This is a genomic window from Bradyrhizobium sp. Kon69 (assembly GCF_055807515.1).
On sequence record NZ_JBVVOS010000014.1, the window covers coordinates 119,282 to 133,217 of the forward strand.

Annotated in this window: 15 protein-coding genes; 7 read left to right on the top strand and 8 right to left on the bottom strand. The window is 64.6% G+C overall.

What is annotated here, in order from left to right; genetic code table 11:
- Positions 1 to 213: 213 nt before the first annotated feature.
- The gene (locus AC0L3U_RS19780; RefSeq protein WP_456769691.1) at positions 214 to 888 is read right to left on the bottom strand and encodes a DsbA family protein; all 675 of its coding nucleotides are present in this window, start codon (positions 886 to 888) and stop codon (positions 214 to 216) included.
- Positions 889 to 1,015: 127 nt separating this feature from the next.
- On the bottom strand, positions 1,016 to 1,510 hold the full coding sequence (locus AC0L3U_RS19785; RefSeq protein ID WP_106945134.1) for a DUF721 domain-containing protein: 495 nt from the start codon (positions 1,508 to 1,510) through the stop codon (positions 1,016 to 1,018).
- A 122-nt stretch (positions 1,511 to 1,632) separates the two neighbouring features.
- Between AC0L3U_RS19785 and mutY the strand changes: the two genes are divergently transcribed.
- Together mutY and AC0L3U_RS19795 are read left to right on the top strand one after the other, a co-directional pair.
- Entirely contained in the window at positions 1,633 to 2,733 is a 1,101-nt protein-coding gene (gene mutY / locus AC0L3U_RS19790; RefSeq protein ID WP_473362877.1) for an A/G-specific adenine glycosylase, read from the top strand.
- A gap of 68 nt (positions 2,734 to 2,801) precedes the next feature.
- A complete protein-coding gene (locus AC0L3U_RS19795; protein WP_473362878.1) occupies positions 2,802 to 3,221 on the top strand; it encodes a PaaI family thioesterase in 420 nt (139 codons plus the stop codon).
- Between the two features lie 191 nt (positions 3,222 to 3,412).
- Here the strand turns inward: AC0L3U_RS19795 and AC0L3U_RS19800 are convergent, their stop codons facing one another.
- Positions 3,413 to 4,690: a flavin-dependent oxidoreductase gene (locus AC0L3U_RS19800; protein WP_473362879.1), complete on the bottom strand. Its 1,278-nt coding sequence runs from the start codon at positions 4,688 to 4,690 to the stop codon at positions 3,413 to 3,415.
- Positions 4,691 to 4,815: 125 nt separating this feature from the next.
- Between AC0L3U_RS19800 and AC0L3U_RS19805 the strand changes: the two genes are divergently transcribed.
- Complete coding sequence (locus AC0L3U_RS19805; protein WP_027568589.1) at positions 4,816 to 5,436, top strand: glutathione S-transferase family protein; 621 nt, start codon at positions 4,816 to 4,818, stop codon at positions 5,434 to 5,436.
- A 125-nt stretch (positions 5,437 to 5,561) separates the two neighbouring features.
- Here the strand turns inward: AC0L3U_RS19805 and AC0L3U_RS19810 are convergent, their stop codons facing one another.
- Positions 5,562 to 6,479, bottom strand: coding sequence for a LysR family transcriptional regulator (locus AC0L3U_RS19810; RefSeq protein WP_473362880.1), 918 nt, complete (start codon positions 6,477 to 6,479; stop codon positions 5,562 to 5,564).
- Positions 6,480 to 6,569: 90 nt separating this feature from the next.
- Between AC0L3U_RS19810 and AC0L3U_RS19815 the strand changes: the two genes are divergently transcribed.
- Positions 6,570 to 7,013, top strand: coding sequence for a nuclear transport factor 2 family protein (locus AC0L3U_RS19815; protein ID WP_473362881.1), 444 nt, complete (start codon positions 6,570 to 6,572; stop codon positions 7,011 to 7,013).
- A 336-nt stretch (positions 7,014 to 7,349) separates the two neighbouring features.
- Positions 7,350 to 9,359, top strand: a complete 2,010-nt coding sequence (locus AC0L3U_RS19820) for a HAMP domain-containing methyl-accepting chemotaxis protein (RefSeq protein WP_473362882.1) — start codon at positions 7,350 to 7,352, stop codon at positions 9,357 to 9,359.
- A 58-nt stretch (positions 9,360 to 9,417) separates the two neighbouring features.
- Here the strand turns inward: AC0L3U_RS19820 and AC0L3U_RS19825 are convergent, their stop codons facing one another.
- The 4 genes from AC0L3U_RS19825 to AC0L3U_RS19840 all read right to left on the bottom strand — a co-directional run bounded on the left by AC0L3U_RS19825 (position 9,418) and on the right by AC0L3U_RS19840 (position 12,281).
- Positions 9,418 to 10,104, bottom strand: coding sequence for a glutathione S-transferase family protein (locus AC0L3U_RS19825; RefSeq protein ID WP_456765585.1), 687 nt, complete (start codon positions 10,102 to 10,104; stop codon positions 9,418 to 9,420).
- 131 nt (positions 10,105 to 10,235) lie between these two features.
- Positions 10,236 to 10,562 carry a hypothetical protein gene (locus tag AC0L3U_RS19830; RefSeq protein WP_456765584.1) on the bottom strand — a complete coding sequence of 109 codons (327 nt, stop codon included), beginning with the start codon at positions 10,560 to 10,562 and terminating at the stop codon, positions 10,236 to 10,238.
- 177 nt (positions 10,563 to 10,739) lie between these two features.
- Positions 10,740 to 11,870: a site-specific DNA-methyltransferase gene (locus AC0L3U_RS19835; RefSeq protein ID WP_106945123.1), complete on the bottom strand. Its 1,131-nt coding sequence runs from the start codon at positions 11,868 to 11,870 to the stop codon at positions 10,740 to 10,742.
- Positions 11,871 to 11,990: 120 nt separating this feature from the next.
- Entirely contained in the window at positions 11,991 to 12,281 is a 291-nt protein-coding gene (locus AC0L3U_RS19840; protein ID WP_473362883.1) for a hypothetical protein, read from the bottom strand.
- On the opposite strand from AC0L3U_RS19840, the gene ypfJ reads away from it, so the two are divergent.
- A complete protein-coding gene (gene ypfJ / locus AC0L3U_RS19845; protein WP_027516429.1) occupies positions 12,280 to 13,215 on the top strand; it encodes a KPN_02809 family neutral zinc metallopeptidase in 936 nt (311 codons plus the stop codon). The two genes, AC0L3U_RS19840 and ypfJ, sit on opposite strands and share 2 nt — an antisense overlap.
- A gap of 135 nt (positions 13,216 to 13,350) precedes the next feature.
- Positions 13,351 to 13,914: a molybdenum cofactor biosynthesis protein B gene (moaB, locus tag AC0L3U_RS19850; RefSeq protein ID WP_473362884.1), complete on the top strand. Its 564-nt coding sequence runs from the start codon at positions 13,351 to 13,353 to the stop codon at positions 13,912 to 13,914.
- Positions 13,915 to 13,936: the final 22 nt, after the last annotated feature.

A 13,936-nucleotide genomic window follows, 5' to 3' on the forward strand; every position in this document is an offset into this window, starting at 1 on the left:
ACGCATCTCTGTTGGCAGGCGCGAATCCCCCTGCCGGGACAATACCATGGAAGGCAATGTCGCTATCCGGGCGAGTCGCGCGAGGCGCCTCATGCGGCTGGACAATGGCCGCGGTGCGCCGCGAGGGCAACCGGCGAAAGCCGCTTTTCCCAAGGGATTTATGCCGGGAAAGATACGGTTATCGAGATGCGAATCAGAATCTTGACGAGCGAATCAGCTCTTCAGCAGCGGATTGATCTTCTTGGCGAATTCCTCGAACGAGGTCTCGCCCTTGATCTTCTCGCCGTTGACGAAGAACGTCGGCGTCGAATCGACCTTCAGAACGTCGCTGGCATATTTCTGGTCGGCGGCGATCTTGTCGAGCAGCGCCTGGTCCTTCAGGCAGGCCTCGACCTGCTGCTGGGTGAGACCGGCCTGCTTGCCGATCCGGGTCAGGGTCTCCGTGGTGTTCTTCATCACCCAGTCGTTCTGCTGGCGGAACAGCATGTCGGTGACGGCAAAGTATTTCGGCGCATCGCCATTGGCGATGCAGCGCGACAGCATCGAGCCGGCGGCGGCTTTGATGTCGAGCGGGAACTCGCGGAAGACGTAACGCACCTTGCCGGTGTCGATGTATTCCGACTTGATCTTGGGAAACACTTGCTCATTGAAGGCCGCGCAATGCGGGCAGGTCATCGAGGCGTATTCGGTGATGGTGACGGCGGCGTCCTTCGGGCCCAGCGCCATGTCGGGAAGCGACACCGGCTTGGCCACGTCGCCAGCCGCCGCCTGCGCCATGGCTTCAGGGATCATGGCATCGGAGATGAACCGCAGTGGCGAGAACCCGGCGAGTGCGGCAAGCCCGGTCAGCGACAGCATCGAGGTGAAGGCGCGGCGGGTGATGATCAAGGTCGGCTCCCGGATTGGCGTGGTCTCGCCCGAAATTCCCATTCAGACGGCCTGTCGCTAGCTTGAAACGTCGCTTGAGGCAATGGCGAGCGGCAAGGAGAGGTCCAGTTTGGCCGCAGAATAAGGCTCAATTTCGCTTGATGGCGGCCCCGAGGCGCGCCAGCGCCGACTTCAATTGTTCATCTTCGATGTCGCCCAGGCGCTCAGCCACCTCGGCCACCGATTTGGCGTCCGGCGGGCCGGGTCGGGTTGGCCGCCGGGCGCGCGACAGAGGGGCCTGGCGGAAGGCCAGCTTGCCGACCGCGCTCCAGCCGAAGAAGCGGTTGACCCGCTGCAGGATCACATCGGCGGAGTGCTGGATCTCCAGCGCCATCGGCCCCTCGACTCGCAGCACCAGCGTGGCCGGCTCCTGCGGCTGGCCCTCGACCGGCCGCGGCCATTGCATCTTGAGCGGCTCGGCATGGGCCGCGATCTCCGGCCCGGCAATCTGCGCCCATCGCGTCACCAGTTCGCGCGCGGCAAAACCCTGCTTGGCATAGGCCTCGGCGAAGACGTCGTTGAGCAGGAGCGACAACGGCTTGGCGCTGATAGGACCGGGTTTCATGGGGCGAAGCTTGGACATGGGACCTTATAGCACTCCGGCGCGTCGGCCACAGGCTCTTCGCCGCGAAGAAAAACGTGGATGCCCGCGACCAGCGTGGGCACGACGTGGAGAGATCGGTTCATTGCCGCTACAATGCGAACATGAGCCCCAAATCCGCCCTCAAGGCGAAATCGGAACCAGTTCCGCCGGAGACCTCGTCGCGCCCGCTCGCGCTGCTCGATTGGTACGATCGCCACCGCCGCCGATTGCCCTGGCGCGCTGCGCCCGGCGAGGCATCCGATCCTTACCGCGTCTGGCTGTCCGAGATCATGCTGCAGCAGACCACGGTGAAGGCGGTCGGGCCCTATTTCGAAAGATTCGTCGCGCGCTGGCCTGATGTCACCGCGCTCGGACGGGCCTCGCAAGACGACGTGCTGCGGATGTGGGCCGGGCTCGGCTATTATTCTCGTGCCCGTAATCTCCATGCCTGCGCGGTCGCGGTGACGCGCGGGCACGGAGGCGCCTTTCCCGACACCGAAGTGGGCCTGCGTGCGCTGCCGGGCATCGGGCCCTATACGGCGGCAGCGATCGCGGCGATCGCGTTCGACCGCCGCACCATGCCGGTCGACGGCAATATCGAACGCGTGGTCTCGCGGCTCTTTGCAGTTGAAGAAGAGCTCCCGCAGGCCAAGCCGCTGATTCAGGAGTTGGCTGCGACGCTACTCGCCGATTCTCGCGCCGGTGATAGCGCACAGGCGCTGATGGATCTGGGGGCCTCGATCTGCACGCCGAAAAAGCCGGCCTGCTCGTTATGCCCGCTGAACGAGGACTGCACGGCGCGCGCGCTGGGAACGCAGGAAACGTTTCCGCGCAAGGCGCCGAAGAAGAGCGGCGCGCTACGGCGCGGCGCCGCCTTCGTTGTCACGCGCGGCGACGAGCTTCTCGTCCGCAGCCGTCCCGAAAAGGGTCTGCTCGGCGGCATGACCGAGGTACCGGGATCGGATTGGCTGGCCGGGCAGGACGATGCCAAGGCAAAACAGCAGGCACCCGAGCTGAAGGGGCTGTCGCGCTGGCAGCGCAAGATCGGCGTGGTTACCCACGTCTTCACGCATTTTCCGCTGGAGCTGGTGGTCTACACGGCGAGGGCCGAAGCGCGGACGCGGGCACCCGCGGGCATGCGCTGGGTGCCCATCGCCACACTCGCCGACGAAGCATTGCCCAACGTCATGCGCAAGGTGATTGCGCATGGATTGGACCCCTAGCAGCCCATCCTGCTGACAACATGCTGGCAGCAGGCCTGCGTTAGCTGTGGTCGGCAACGGAGGCTCGCATGATCAAGACCGCCCTGGACAACTTTCCCAGGCCGCCCTGTGCTGAGCTATTGGGGTGGCGCCTGCTCGATGCCCGCCCCGGGGAAGGCTGGATCAAGCTCGCCTTCGACGGCAAGCCGGAGTTCTGCAATCCGGCCGGCTTCATCCAGGGTGGCATGCTCTCGGCCATGCTCGACGACACGATGGGCCCCGCCGTGCTGGTGATGAGCGAGGGCCGGCTCTACACCACGACCATCAGCATGACCGTGAATTTCCTGGCGCCCGCAAAGCCCGGACCGATCATCGGCGAGGCCAAGGTGACGCAGCTCGGCAGGACGATTGCGTTCGTCGAGGCAAAGCTGACGGCGGAAGACGGAACGCTGCTGGCGACGGCAAGCGCGAGCGAGCGGCTGCTCGAAGCGGCGAGGGTGGTGAAGTAAGGCGGGCAACGCGCTCTCACTCCCTCGCCCCGTTCTTACGGGGAGAGGGTGGGGTGAGGGGCCTCTCCGCGAGTGAGCTCTCCGTGAGACCTGTACCCCCTCACCCGGATTGCATCTTCGATGCAATCCGACCTCTCCCCGCAAGCGGGGCGAGGTGAAGAGGAGTTCGCGGCGAATGCTCTGCCAAACCCTCACACCTTCGCGCGCGCGTCCTTGCTCACGATCGGCGGCTTCGCATTCAGCGCTTCGACCTGGAAGCCGGCGACGCGCTTGTAGTTGGCGGCAACATCTTCGAGCTCCTGTTGCGACAGCACGTCGGTGACCACCTTGTAGCCGTCGGGCGCGCGCTCTTCGACGAGCTGCATCACCTGCTCGGGGCCGTTCTTGCGGTTGAGCAGGACGAGACTGGTGGTTGCGGGCCGCCGCTCGGCCTCATAGGCCAGCAGGGCCGCTTGCCTCGGGCCGTGCGCCAGGATCTCGCGGGTGATGGTGCGCGCATCGAGGATCGCCTGCGAGGCACCGTTGGAGCCGATCGGGTACATCGGATGTGCGGCGTCGCCCATCAGCGTGACGCGGCCGAAAGTCCATTGTGACACCGGATCGCGATCGACCAGCGGATATTCATAGGCGTGCGGGCAGTTCTTGATCAGGCGGGGCACGTCGAGCCAGTCGAACTGCCAGCTCTCGAACCAGGGCAAAAACTCTTCCAGCCGGGCGGTGCGGTTATAGTCCTCGCGCCGCCATTGATAGGTCGGCGGCATGTGGCGCTCGGCAACCCAGTTGATCAGATGGTTGCCCGCGGCGTCCGGTTCCTTCGAGATCGGATAGCAGACGAATTTCAGGATCTCGTGGCCGGCCATGATCATGGTGCGGCCGCTGAGGAAGGCTTTTGCAGGCGTGACACCGCGCCAGAGGATGCGGCCGTTCCAGATCGGCGGGCCTTCGTCGGGATAGAGTTTTTCTCGGGCGGCGGAATGGATGCCGTCGGCGGCGATCAGGATCGTGCCGTCGTAAGTCCCCGCGGTCTTGCCGGTGGCCTTGTCGATGAAATCGGCGCGTACGCCGTCTGCGGTTTCGCTCCAGCCGGTCAGATGATGGCTGGTGAGGATGTTGTCGCGACCGAGGCGCTCGACCACGGTGTCGAGCAGGAGCTGCTGGAGCGTGCCGCGATGGATCGAGAATTGCGGCCATTTATAGCCGGCCTCCAGTCCGCGCGGCTCGCTCCAGATCGGCTTGCCGTGCTTGGAGAAATAGGCCAACTCGCGGGTGCGCACGCCGCTGGCATCGAGCTTGTCCATCAGGCCGAGCTCAATCAGCTCGCGCACCGCGTGCGGCAGCACGTTGATGCCGACACCGAGCGGCCGCAGCTCGGCGACGCTCTCGAACACTTTCACGGGAATGCCGATTCCGTGCAGACTGAGCGCAAGCGTCAGCCCGCCGATGCCGCCGCCGGCGATGAGTACGGTCATGGGAGCCCCTCCAACTCGGGCGTCTTGGCACAGCCGGGCGCCGGTGAGCAACTGCGAAGAGAAGTTCGTGCTATGGACCTCGGGGCCCGCAGCCGTTACCTTCCGGCTTTCCCATGAGGTCCGACATGCTCAAGCTCTACTACGCCACCGGCACCTGCGCGCTCGCCACCTACATCACCCTGGAAGAAGCCGGCGCCGACTACGCGGCTGAGCGGCTGAGCTTCAAGACCAACCAGCAGAACAGCGCGGAGTACCTCGCGATCAACCCGAAAGGCCGCGTGCCCGCGCTGGTGACCGATCGTGGCGTCCTGACCGAGACCCCGGCGATGCTGGCCTATCTCGCGCAGACCTTCCCCAAGGCCAAGCTCGCGCCGCTCGACGATCCCTTCGACTTCGCCCAGGTACAGTCGTTCAACTCCTACCTCTGCTCGACCGTGCACATCAACCATGCCCACAAGATGCGCGGCGCACGCTGGGCGAGCGAAGAGAGCTCGTTCGCCGACATGAAGGCGATGATCCCAAAGACCATGGGCGCCTGCTTCGCCCTGATCGAGCAGAAGATGTACAAGGGGCCCTGGGTGATGGGCGAGCAGTTCACGATCTGTGATCCTTATCTCTACACCCTGTCGACCTGGCTCGAAGGTGATAGCGTCGACATCAACGCGACGCCGAAGATCGCCGATCATTTCAAGCGCATGTCCGATCGCCCTGCCGTGCGCAAGGTGATGGACGCGCAGAAGGCGTAGGGCTCTTGGAGGGTGGGCAAAGGCGCCAAGCGCCGTGCCCACCATCTTTCCAAGCCATAAGGAAGTGGTGGGCACGCTTCCGCCTTCGCTCTTCGAGCTATGGGGGACAAGTCGCTTTGCCCACTCTACGAAGCCTTCGGCTTTTCCAATTCCCGTCCCGTCTCCAGCATCAGCCGCCTGAGCCAGATCGAGCCCGGATCCATCTGCGCGCGGGTCGGGTAGAACATGAACTGCTCGTCGATGCCGGGGTCGAGCGGCGGCGTCACCGTGACGAGGCCGAGCTGCTTGGACAGCGCCCCGATCAGCCGGCGCGGCACGAAGGCGACGAGGTCGGTGCGGGCGGCGACGTGCAGAGCTTCGAGATAGCCCGGGACGACGAGAGTGATGTGCCGGTCGATGCCCTTGGTGCGCAGCCAGGTGTCGATTAAGTCCTCCGGCTGGCCGCGGATGATCACGCCGACATGGCGTGCGGTCAGGAACGTCTCGCGCCGTTTGAGCTTCGCAGCCATGGGATGGCCGCGCCGCACCGCCAGCGCGTCGCTGTCGGTGTAGAGCAGCTGGCGGTGAAAGCCCTTGAAGGCGTTGCCGATCGAGATCACGAGATCGATGGTGCGGGCGAACTCGGCGTGGAAGATCGCCGGTCCCCGCCACGGCACCACGTCGATGCGGACGTTGGGGGCAGCCTGCGTCACCTTTTGCATCAAGGGCGGCATCAACAGCTCGACCGCGAGATCCGGCATCATCAGTCGGAATTGCCGCTCGCTACGCGCCGCATCGAATTCGTCCGATACGAACAGCCCGCGCACCTGGTCGAGCGCCTGCGCCAGCGGCGCACGCAAGGCTTGCGCTCGCGGCGTCAGCTCCATCCGCGCGCCTGTGCGTACCAAGAGCGGATCGCGAAGGATGTCGCGCAAACGCTGGAGCGCATGACTCGCCGCCGGCTGCGACAGCCCGATCCGCAAAGCGGCGCGGCTGACGCTGGCCTCGCGCAGCAGTGCGTCGAGCGCGGTCAGGAGATTGAGGTCGAGCGAATTCAAATTCATGAGGCGAATAGATATCATACCTACTATCGATTTGAAGAATTTCGAGTGGGCGGCGATGATTTCGGTGTTCTCACCAAAGGAGATGCCGCCATGAGCGCGAGCGCCAACAAGAAACTGATGCAGGATATCTTTGCCGCCGCCGCCAGCCCCGATCCGGCTGCGCGCGACCGCGGCTTGTTCACCGAAAGTCTTGCCGACGACGCCAAATGGATCGTGACCGGCCAATACTCCTGGTCGCGCACCTTTTCGGGCAAACAGGCGATCCTCAACGATCTGCACGCCTATGTGCGGACCCGCCTTGTCGACCGGACACGGACGGTCGCCCAGCGCTTCATCGCCGACGGCGATGTCGTCGTCGTCGAAGCGAAGGGCGACAACGTCACGCCCGAGGGCGTGCGCTACGACAACGACTATTGTCTCGTGTTTCGGCTCGAGGACGGCAAGATCAAGGAGATCCGCGAATATTGCGACTCGGTGCTGACCGAGAAGGCCCTCGGCCCGTTTCCGCAAACGGCCGTGAGGGCCGCGAGCTGAGCGGATTGAGCGGCGTCGCGTCCGCCGACCGGTGCTATCCGCCGCGGTCGGCGATGATCGTGTCGGTGGCGCAGGCGGACAGGCTGCAGCGGCATGCACGGCGCTGCGGACTTCGCGCCAATACCTTGCTCACCTGCCGATAAAATCAGCAGATGTTGTGCCGTCTGATGCATGCGCGCGCGAAAAATTTGAAGGTTCAATTAACGAGTGTCCCCCATTGTGTCGCAGTGCAGCGTGGTTCGCGAACAACGCGACCCGCGGCTGCCGGGGTGGCCCGACAAATCGCCGGAGTTGTTCGTCCGCCCGAATTGACATGCTTCTGAGTGGACAGTGGGAATGCCGAAGTTTCGTTTGCGGATCAGGGGACGCCTGTACGCGGGTTTCATGGCCTTGGTGGCGGTTGGTCTTGTGATGGCGGTGGTCGCCATCTGGAATTTGCGGTCCGTCCAGGATCAGGTCGCAAAACTCTCCGCGTTGTCGGACAGCACGGCGCGTATCCTGGAGATATCGACCCATCTTCAGGCCATCCAGCGGGCCAATCTGCGCTACATTTACGACGCCAACGAGCCTGCGATGCGGGAGGCTGCCGAGCGAGAGACCGCGGCGACCGGGCTGTTGCAGCTCGGAGCAAAGGGCACCCTCTCGGAGGAGCGGCGGAAGCTCTACAACGATCTGATCGCCGACATCGCGAAAATGAAAAGCCTGCGCGACAGTCTCGGCGACGCCGTCAACGAGGCGCGGACCGGCAAGGCGACGCTGTTACCGAGTGGCGAGGAGCTGACGGTCAAGATGGCCAAGCTGGTCGACGTGGCCCGCGCCGCCGCCGACGACGACACGGTGTCGCTCGTCGCGGACCTCGAGTCCCGGGTCCTGCTGGTTCGAATCGCGAACTGGCGCTTCCTCGCTCTGCGCGACACCAACGGGCCCACCGCCTTCAGAACCAATGTCGACAGGGCGGTGCAGCGGCTGGCAGCCGTCGAAAGGAGCCCGCAGGCGGCGGACCTTCGCTCGTCTCTGACGCCCGTGAAGACCGCCCTCGGAATCTACAAATCCGCGTTCGAAACGACCTCTGCCGCGATGTTGCGGTCCGACGAGATCTACCACAAGGATCTCGCACCGCTCATCTCCGCGAGCATCGCCAAGCTCAAGGTCACGGAAACGGCCTTGAAGACGGATTACAGGGATTCGCGCACCGCGGCCGATGCTGTGATCGACGGCACGACCTCGCTCCAGGCGATCGCGGGCGGCCTCGCCGTCCTGTTCGGACTGATCGTCGCCTTCCTGACCGCCCGCAGCATCGTGGGGCCGCTGACCTCGATGACGCGCGCAATGGGGCTGCTTGCCGGGGGCAATCTCGCCGTCGAGATCCCCTCGCGCGGCAAGGCCGACGAGATCGGCGACATGGCCAAGGCGATCGACGTCTTCAAGACCAACATGATCGAGACCGAAAGGCTGCGCCATGAGCAGACCGCAACCGAGGCCCGGCAGGCCGAGGGCCGCAAGGCCGACATGGCCCGGCTCGCCAGCCAGTTCGAGCAGGCGGTGGGCGAGATCGTCGATACCGTATCCTCGGCATCGCACGAGCTCGAGGGCTCGGCCGGCACCCTGACCGCGACCGCGAGGCGCGCTCAGGATCTCTCCACCGAGGTGCAATCCGCCTCCCAGGAAGCCTCGGCCAATGTGCAGGCGGTCGCTTCCGCGACCGAGGAGTTGTCCTCCTCGGTATCGGAGATCGCGCGCCAGGTGCAGGAATCGGCGCGCATCGCGGGCGAAGCCGTCGGTCAGGTGAGCAAGACCAACGCGCGCGTCAGCGAGCTCTCCAAGGCTGCGGCCCGCATCGGCGACGTGGTCGAGCTGATCAGCACCATCGCCGGCCAGACCAACCTCCTGGCGCTGAACGCCACCATCGAGGCGGCGCGCGCGGGTGAAGCCGGCCGCGGCTTTGCCGTGGTCGCCTCGGAGGTCAAGGCGCTTGCCGAGCAGACCGCGAGGGCCACCGGTGAGATCGCCCAGCAGGTCTCGGGCATCCAGGCCGCGACGGAGGAATCGGTCGGCTCGATCAGGGAGATCAGCGGCACCATCGAGCGGCTGTCGGAGATCTCGTCGACGGTCGCCGCCGCCGTGGAGGAGCAGGGTGCGGCGACGCAGGAGATCTCCCGCAACGTCCAGCAGGCGGCCCAGGGCACGCAGCTCGTGTCGTCCAACATCGGCGACGTGCAGCGCGGGGCGTCCGAGACCGGCTCGGCTTCTTCGCAGGTGCTCTCGGCGGCACGCTCGCTGTCGGCCGACAGCAATCGCTTGAAGCAGGAAGTCGCCAACTTCCTGAGCTCGGTCCACGCCGCCTGAGCCTCAAAAGCAAAAGGCCACGCGCATGCGCGTGGCCTCGCGTTGTGACCTGACGCGATCAGGCGACTTTCGTCGTCATGTGCTTGAACATGTTGCTGCGGGCCTCGTCGTCCATCTCCGCCTTGAAGGTGAACTTGTCCTTCAGAGCAATCGCGCGCGCCGCCGCGGGCCGCGCCGAGATCTCGTCCACCAGCCGCTTCACGTTCGGATATCGCGCGAAGGCGTCGTCGCCGAGCTTGAACGGCACCATCCGTGCCCAACCCCACAACGCCATGTCGACGATCGAATAGCCGTCGCCGACCATGTAGCGGCGGCCTTCGAGGTGACCGTCGAGAATCTTGTAGTGACGATCGGTCTCGAACTGGTAGCGGTTATGCGCGTAGTCGTGGTTCTGGTCCTTCGGCGCAAAATGCTTGAAGTGCACGGCCTGACCCGAATACGGCCCGACGCCGGTGGCGATGAACATCAGCCATGACAGCATCTCGCCGCGTACATTGGCGGCGGGCAGGAATTTACCGGACTTCTCGGCGAGATAGAGCAGGATGGCATTGGAATCGAACACGATGGTGCCGTTGTCGTCGATCGCCGGCACCTTGCCGTTCGGATTGATCTTCAGATAGTCCGGCGTGAACTGCTCGCCCTTGCGGGTGTCGATCTTCACCGGCTCGAAGGGCAGGCCGGACTCTTCGAGATAAAGCGCGACCTTGGTTGGGTTCGGCGAACCGTTGAAATAGAATTTGAGCATCGGGCATCTCCCCTGTGTTGTTGGCCGAGAGTGGAAGCAGCAACATGTCCGCAAGCGGCCTTGTCTTGCCTGAACCTTATCGGGGAGGGCAACCGGCGAGTTTGCCGGGCGGTATCTGCGCGCCACGCAGATCAGCCGGCGTAACAAAGGCCGATCGCCGCCGTAATGACCATGGCCGCGCCCACGACCTCCAGGCGCAGCCCGAGCCGGGTCGCGATATGCATGTCGGAGGCCCGCGCCGCGCGCTCCGATCCGCGCGCGTAGCCGTGAACGATGACGTCGTGATTGAAGCTGTCATGGGCCTCGTTGCTGCTGGCGAGCCCGACGCAGACCACGAGCACGCCGAACAAGGCGAGGCCGAAAAATCCCAGCAGCGCGATCAGGAACATCGGAAACATGCCGAGCAGGAAGATCGGCAGCAGCGGCACCAGCAGCAATGTCTCGGACTGTCGTCGCATGGCTCGACCGGTCAAGACGGGGACTGACTCGTCAAATCTAGCCCCGGCCATCGCGTCATTCAAGGCACCGTAGGGTGGGCAAAGCGAAGCGTGCCCACCAAATCTGTATCCCCGAGGCACGATGGTGGGCACGGCGCAAGAGCGCCTTTGCCCACCCTACGCGACTGTTGGACTGAGCTACCCCGCCGCCATTCCGGCGCGGATTTCGGCGCGGAGCTCGTCGATCAGCTTGAGACCCTTCTTGGTCTCGATGTGCCAGAAAGTCCAGCCGTTGCAGGCTTGCGCGCCTTGCGCCACCGCGCCCATGCGGTGGATGGAGCCGACCTTGTCGCCGAACATGATGGCGCCGTCGGCGCGGACCAGCGCGCCGAGCTTCTTCTTGGCGTCGAACAGCTTGGTACCGGGCATGATCATGCCACGCTCGATCAATTCCGAGAACGCAACCCGCGGCGCTTCGCGCGCCGTCATGAACGGGGCAAGGCTTGCCTCCGGCAGCGGCTCGACCGCGGCGATGCGCGCTTGTGCCGCTTTCGCATAGGTCTTGTCGCGCTCGAAGCCGATATAGGAGCGGCCGAGGCGCTTGGCGACCGCGCCGGTGGTGCCGGTGCCGTTGAAGGGGTCGATCACGAGATCGCCGGGCTTGGAGGACGACAGCAGCACGCGCGCGAGCAGGCCTTCCGGCTTCTGCGTCGGGTGCACTTTCTTGCCGTCGGCGCCCTTGAGGCGCTCCTCGCCGGTGCAGAGCGGGATCAGCCAGTCGGACCGTGCCTGCACGTCCTCGTTGGCGGCCTTCAGCGCCTCGTAGTTGAAGGTGTAGCCCTTGGCCTTTTCGTCGCGCGCGGCCCAGATCATGGTCTCGTGCGCGTTGGTGAAGCGACGGCCGCGGAAATTCGGCATCGGGTTGGTCTTGCGCCAGACGATATCGTTCAGGAGCCAGAAGCCGAGGTCCTGCATGATCGCGCCGACGCGGAAGATGTTGTGATAGGAGCCGATCACCCAGATCGTCGCCGACGGCTTCATCGCGCGGCGGGCGGCAAGCAGCCAGGCGCGGGTGAAATCGTCATAGGCGGAGAACGAATCGAACTTGTCCCAGTCGTCGTCGACCGCATCGACATGGGATTCGTCGGGGCGCTTGAGATCGCCCTTGAGCTGGAGATTGTAGGGTGGATCGGCGAACACCAGGTCGACCGAACCAGCCTGAAGCTTCGACATCTCGGCGACGCAATCACCGAGAATGATGCGATGCGATGAAGACTCAAAATTTGTGCGGGGCGCCCTTGCAGACGCCCCGCGACGCGACTCTACCATGACTCAAGAACTCTGACTCAGGCGACGCTGTCGGCGACGCGGGACCAAACAACCGACTGACCGCTACATTGAAGCGGCAAAGTAAAAATCGACTTAACCCGCCGCTTTCATGAATAGCTCTCACATCGCGCCTTGCACGCGGTTCGCTTCGCGCATTCGCCGTGTTTTGCAGTGTATTTCGCGTTTCTTCGCGTTGCGGCTGTGATCGGAGCGCAAAAAGACTCGAAATTCCTCTCGGAAAAAATTGCTCGATGCCCGGAAAAAATTGCTGGCATTGCCATGCTGTCGCACTAGGCAATAATTGCCGAGCGGGATATTGATTAACGCAATGGAAATTTTACGTGCATGGTCCGTTGAGCTTTGCCGCCTTTGCGCCCAATGATGCCAGCCAGGACTGAGGGAAGCCGCCATGCGCTACGATGATTTCCGCCGCAGCGACGACATCGAGGATCGTCGCGACGATGGTGGCGGCGGCGGTGGAGGAGGCGGGTTCGGCCTCCCCATGGGCGGCGGCGGCCTCGGCATCGGCACCATCATCGTGCTCGGCCTGGTCGGCTACGCCTTCGGCATCGATCCGCGCATCCTGATCGGCGGCGCCGAGATCCTCACCGGTGGCGGCCAGGCGCCGTCCTACCAGACCGATCGCCAGTCGTCGTCCAACGCCAAGCGCGGCGCGCCGACCGACGAGATGGGCAGCATGATCTCCGGCATCCTCGGCGAGATCGACGATCGCTGGAGCGAGATCTTCCAGGCCTCGGGCCAATCCTTTACCGGTCCGAAGGTCGTGCTGTTCCGCAATGTCACCAATGGCGGGCGCTGCGGCCGGGCGGAGTCGGCGATGGGACCGTTCTATTGTCCGCCCGACAGGACCATCTTCCTCGACACCGGTTTCTTCCGCGAGGTCGAGACACGTTTTCGCGGCTGCTCCGGCAAGTCCGCCTGTAACTTCACCACCGCCTACATCATCGCCCATGAGGCCGGCCATCACATCCAGAACCTGCTCGGCATCATTCCGCGCGTGACGCGCCTGCAGCAGCAGGCCGGCAGCAAGGCGGAGTCGAATGCGCTCCAGGTCAAGGTCGAATTGCAGGCCGACTGCCTGTCCGGTGTCTGGGTCAATCGCGAGGCGAAGAAGCGGCCGAACTTCCTGGAGCCGGGCGACATCGACGCCGCACTCACCACGGCGAGCGCGATCGGCGACGACACGCTGCAGCGCCAGTCCACAGGCCGCGTCGTGCCCGATTCCTTCACCCACGGCTCGGCCGCGCAACGCAAACAGTGGTTCATGACCGGTTACCAGCAGGGCACCGTCCAGGCCTGCAACACGTTTGGGGGCGGACAGTAGGGGTTGTCCGTCATCCTGAGGTGCTCGCCAATTGGCGAGCCTCGAAGGATGGCGAGCCCGTGGCGCATCCTCCGAGGCGCGCAAGAGCGCGCACCTCAGGATGATGTCAGTGGTCTGTGAAGAAGGTGCGTTGCAATGACCTCCATCGACGAAACAAAACAGTTCGTCCCGCTCGACATCGCGGTGCTCACCGTGTCGGACACGCGCGCGCTCGCGGATGATAAATCCGGCCAGACCCTAGCCGACCGCCTCCTTGCGGCCGGCCACCATCTCGCCGCGCGCGAGATCGTCACCGACGACATCGAGGCGATCCGCGCCGTCATTCGCCGCTGGATTGCGGACGCAGGCGTCGACGTCGTCATCACCACCGGCGGCACCGGCTTCACCGGGCGCGACGTCACGCCGGAGGCGATCGAGCCCTTGTTCGAGAAGCGCATGGACGGTTTCTCGATCGCATTCCACATGCTGAGCCACGCCAAGATCGGCACGTCGACGATCCAGAGCCGCGCCACGGCCGGCGTCGCGGGCGCAACCTACATCTTCTGCCTCCCAGGTTCGCCCGGTGCCTGCCGCGACGGCTGGGACGGCATCCTCAAAGCCCAGCTCGACTACCGCACGCGTCCCTGCAATTTCGTGGAGATCATGCCGCGCCTGGACGAGCACCTGCGCCGGCCAAAGGCGCAAGGCGCGACGGTGTGAGTGCTTGCTTCCCTTCCCCCCT

Coding starts and splice junctions, on each gene's coding strand:
- AC0L3U_RS19785 (WP_106945134.1), bottom strand. CDS start 1,510: ATGTCCAAGCTTCGCCCCATGAAACCCGGTCCTATCAGCGCCAAGCCG.
- mutY (WP_473362877.1), top strand. CDS start 1,633: ATGAGCCCCAAATCCGCCCTCAAGGCGAAATCGGAACCAGTTCCGCCG.
- AC0L3U_RS19795 (WP_473362878.1), top strand. CDS start 2,802: ATGATCAAGACCGCCCTGGACAACTTTCCCAGGCCGCCCTGTGCTGAG.
- AC0L3U_RS19800 (WP_473362879.1), bottom strand. CDS start 4,690: ATGACCGTACTCATCGCCGGCGGCGGCATCGGCGGGCTGACGCTTGCG.
- AC0L3U_RS19805 (WP_027568589.1), top strand. CDS start 4,816: ATGCTCAAGCTCTACTACGCCACCGGCACCTGCGCGCTCGCCACCTAC.
- AC0L3U_RS19810 (WP_473362880.1), bottom strand. CDS start 6,479: ATGAATTTGAATTCGCTCGACCTCAATCTCCTGACCGCGCTCGACGCA.
- AC0L3U_RS19815 (WP_473362881.1), top strand. CDS start 6,570: ATGAGCGCGAGCGCCAACAAGAAACTGATGCAGGATATCTTTGCCGCC.
- AC0L3U_RS19820 (WP_473362882.1), top strand. CDS start 7,350: ATGCCGAAGTTTCGTTTGCGGATCAGGGGACGCCTGTACGCGGGTTTC.
- AC0L3U_RS19825 (WP_456765585.1), bottom strand. CDS start 10,104: ATGCTCAAATTCTATTTCAACGGTTCGCCGAACCCAACCAAGGTCGCG.
- AC0L3U_RS19830 (WP_456765584.1), bottom strand. CDS start 10,562: ATGCGACGACAGTCCGAGACATTGCTGCTGGTGCCGCTGCTGCCGATC.
- AC0L3U_RS19835 (WP_106945123.1), bottom strand. CDS start 11,870: ATGGTAGAGTCGCGTCGCGGGGCGTCTGCAAGGGCGCCCCGCACAAAT.
- ypfJ (WP_027516429.1), top strand. CDS start 12,280: ATGCGCTACGATGATTTCCGCCGCAGCGACGACATCGAGGATCGTCGC.
- AC0L3U_RS19840 (WP_473362883.1), bottom strand. CDS start 12,281: ATGGCGGCTTCCCTCAGTCCTGGCTGGCATCATTGGGCGCAAAGGCGG.
- moaB (WP_473362884.1), top strand. CDS start 13,351: ATGACCTCCATCGACGAAACAAAACAGTTCGTCCCGCTCGACATCGCG.